Annotated in this window: 1 protein-coding gene; it reads left to right on the plus strand. The window is 70.2% G+C overall.

The window, feature by feature from the left end; translation table 11 throughout:
* The coding region (locus SB753_RS39305) for a hypothetical protein (protein ID WP_410805455.1) at positions 1–255 on the plus strand (255 nt) is incomplete at both ends.

The raw sequence follows: 255 nt of genomic DNA on the forward strand, positions 1-255 counted from the left end.
CGTCATTCCCGAGGCCTCCGATGAGGTCAGGGCGTTCGCGGGGACGCTGGTCGACGCGGGGCTGAACTGGCGCTCGTTCGATGCATTCGCCTCGACGGGGAACGTGATCGTGCAGCTGTCGCAGCCCCTCGCCGGAGACACCGCGTTCGACGCCGAGGCGGCCGCTCTGCTGCTCCAGGCCCGCGCAGGCGAAGCAAGGGCGGGGCTGATCGAGGAGCTCACCGCGAACCCGCCGACCGCCGAAGAAGACCCATC

Source organism: Paraburkholderia sp. SIMBA_053 (genome assembly GCF_046534895.1).
Classification (GTDB): Bacteria; Pseudomonadota; Gammaproteobacteria; order Burkholderiales; family Burkholderiaceae; genus Paraburkholderia; species Paraburkholderia caledonica.